This window comes from Kitasatospora sp. NPDC056651 (genome assembly GCF_042792155.1).
GTDB lineage: Bacteria > Actinomycetota > Actinomycetes > Streptomycetales > Streptomycetaceae > Kitasatospora.
Genome location: NZ_JBHTWX010000229.1, coordinates 1 through 2,624, shown reverse-complemented (window position 1 = coordinate 2,624; position 2,624 = coordinate 1). Strand labels below are relative to the sequence as shown.

The window sequence follows — 2,624 nt, the reverse complement described above, 5'->3', positions numbered from 1 at the left end:
CCGCCGCGATCTGGCACAACTGGAACACCGGGGCCACGATCAAGCGCTCACTCATCGCCTATGACCACTGAGAACATCGGACTCATTCATCTAGGACCCGGCTAGGGCGCGTCCCGCGGCGGGGCGACCGGCGCCTTCGCCGGACCGTTCACCGGACCGTTCACCGGATCGTTCGCCGGCGCGCCGCTCGGCGCCGGCGGCTGCGGGGTCGCCTCGCCGGTGGGCCGCCCACCGCCCGCCGGCCCGGAGGCACCGGCCGACGGGGTCGCGCTCGGTCCCGTCGAGGGCGACTCCCTGCCCGCACCGGCGCCCGGCGTGGCGTCCGGCTCCCGACTCGGCCTCGTGGTCGCCGGCGCCGACGCGCCGCCGGAGGGCGTGGACTCCGGGCCCCGCCCGCCGCCACCGGTGGACGGCCGCTCCGGGGGAACGTCCTTCGGGGTGGAGGACTTGGGCGCCACCGAACCGCCGAAGGAGGTGCCGTTGCCCGACTCGCCCTTGACCGTCGCCGACACCGGCTGCCCGGTGGCCAGTTCGAACGCCACGATCGGCACCATCGCCAGCACGAAGACCAGCCCGGACACCGCCGCGTAGGTCTTCCAGCTCCAGCGCCGCCGCGCCCGCACCACCTGCGGCGCGTTCCACTCCGAGGTGACGGCCGCCGGCCGCACCCGCGTCCGCGGCTGCCCGGACTCGGACTCCGTCGGCACCTGGCGCAGGGAGTTGACCGTCGCGTTCGGGCCCCGGTCCACCGCCCCGCGCAGCTGCTCGCCGGTCCGTTTGAAGACGTGCTGGAACACCGCGCCGCCGGTGGTCGCCCCGACACTCACCACGGCGGCGCCCAGGATCGTGCCGTACACCCCCAGTTCGGAGGCCAGCAGCGCGCCCACCACCGTGGCCAGCGCACTGGCCGCGACCTGAGCCACACTCAGATCGATCCGCTTGCGCCCCTCTTTGGCCTTGCCGCCCTCCTCGACGGCACTCCGCTCCGGCATCGACATCCCTCGGGTTCGTACGACCGTTCTTCGAACAAGACACTCCATCTTGCCCAAAGAAGGACACAAGGGACGAAAATGCGGTTCTTCGCACCCGGATTGTGTGAAGATGATCACCGTTCATCCGACGGTGGTCCGCCATTGGGGGAGCGCGCTCTTGAGATTCCCGTGAATCGCGGGAGACTTGAGCGGCGAGCCGCCCCGTTGGATGCCACGAATGGAGTACTGTTCGTAAAGCCCGAGCCTTGGGTCGACTTGTCGACTGCGCCACCACCGGCAGCTTGACGAGGAGCCACGGAACGGGCACGCACGGCGACGCCGGTCCCGGATCGTCGCAGTCACTCCGCGTGCGAGAACGGCCGGGACACCCAGGCGCGACGTCGACGGATGGCGTGGCAAAAAGGCAACCGTGCCACAACGGCGTGCGCGGGCGTAAGCCCGACACGCCGGGGAACTCAGCAAGGTTGTGGCCAGTCGCGAGTGGGCAGGCCACACTCAGTACGGGAGCAGCGACGCAGGTGACGTCGGCAGGCACCACCCGGGAGGTAACCGTGCCCGAACTGCGGGTTGTGGCCGTCAGCAACGACGGCACACGGCTGGTGCTCAAGGCTGCCGACAGCACGGAGTACACCCTTCCCATCGACGAGCGGCTGCGTGCCGCCATCCGCGGCGACCGGCCGCGCCTCGGCCAGATCGAGATCGAGGTCGAGAGCCACCTGCGCCCCCGGGACATCCAGGCGCGGATACGAGCCGGTGCCTCCGCCGAGGAGGTCGCCCAGGCCGCCGGGATCTCCGTCGACCGCGTCCGCCGCTTCGAGGGGCCGGTGCTCGCCGAGCGCGCCTTCATGGCCGAGCGCGCCCGCAAGACCGCCATCCGCCGCAACGGCGAGTCCCCCGGCCCGCAGCTCGGCGAGGCCGTGGCCGAGCGGCTCGCGCTGCGCGGCGCCGAGAAGGACACCGAGCGCTGGGACTCCTGGCGGCGCGACGACGGCACCTGGGAGGTCATCCTCTCCTACCGGGCCGACGGCGAGGGCCGCAGCGCCTCCTGGACGTACGACCCGCCCAGGCGCCTGGTCCAGCCCAACGACGACGAGGCCCGCGCGCTGATCGGCGAGAACGTCGACCGCGAGGAGGAGTCGGTCTTCCCGTTCATCCCGCGGATCGCCCGGCTCCCCCAGGACCGGCCGCCGCGCCCGATGATCGACCGGCCCTCCGCCGACCGCATCATGTCGGCCCGCGAGGTCCGCGAGTCGCGGGAGGCCACCGCCGAGGCCCGGGACTCGCTGACCAGCCTGCTCGACGTGGTCCCCGCCTTCCGCGGCGACCTCACCGTCGGCGGCCCCAGCGCGATCGAGCCGGTGCCCGCCGAGGTCGCCGAGGAGGGCGAGGAGCCGGCCGCGGCAGCCGCCGCCCCGGCGGTCGGCGCGGGCTCGGCCTACGCCGACATCCTGATGCCGCGCGCCGTCGCCCCGCACCGCGAGCGCCTGGTCGGCACGACCGACCGGCAGGCCGAGGCGGACGGCGTCCGGCCCGGGCGCCGGGCCACCGTGCCCAGCTGGGACGAGATCGTCTTCGGCAGCCGGCGCAAGAAGCAGGAGTAGTAGTCGCGGTACCCCGGAGGGGCGGGAGGCG

At 73.2% G+C, this 2,624-nt stretch carries 2 protein-coding genes; one reads left to right on the top strand and one right to left on the bottom strand.

The features are described 5' to 3' along the window. Positions 1 to 101: 101 nt before the first annotated feature. On the bottom strand, positions 102 to 992 hold the full coding sequence (locus tag ACFRAR_RS38565; RefSeq protein WP_380705100.1) for a hypothetical protein: 891 nt from the start codon (positions 990 to 992) through the stop codon (positions 102 to 104). Between the two features lie 518 nt (positions 993 to 1,510). Here ACFRAR_RS38565 and sepH point away from each other — a divergent pair. Further along, entirely contained in the window at positions 1,511 to 2,593 is a 1,083-nt protein-coding gene (sepH, locus tag ACFRAR_RS38560) for a septation protein SepH (protein WP_380705098.1), read from the top strand. The last annotated feature ends 31 nt before the right edge of the window (positions 2,594 to 2,624 follow it).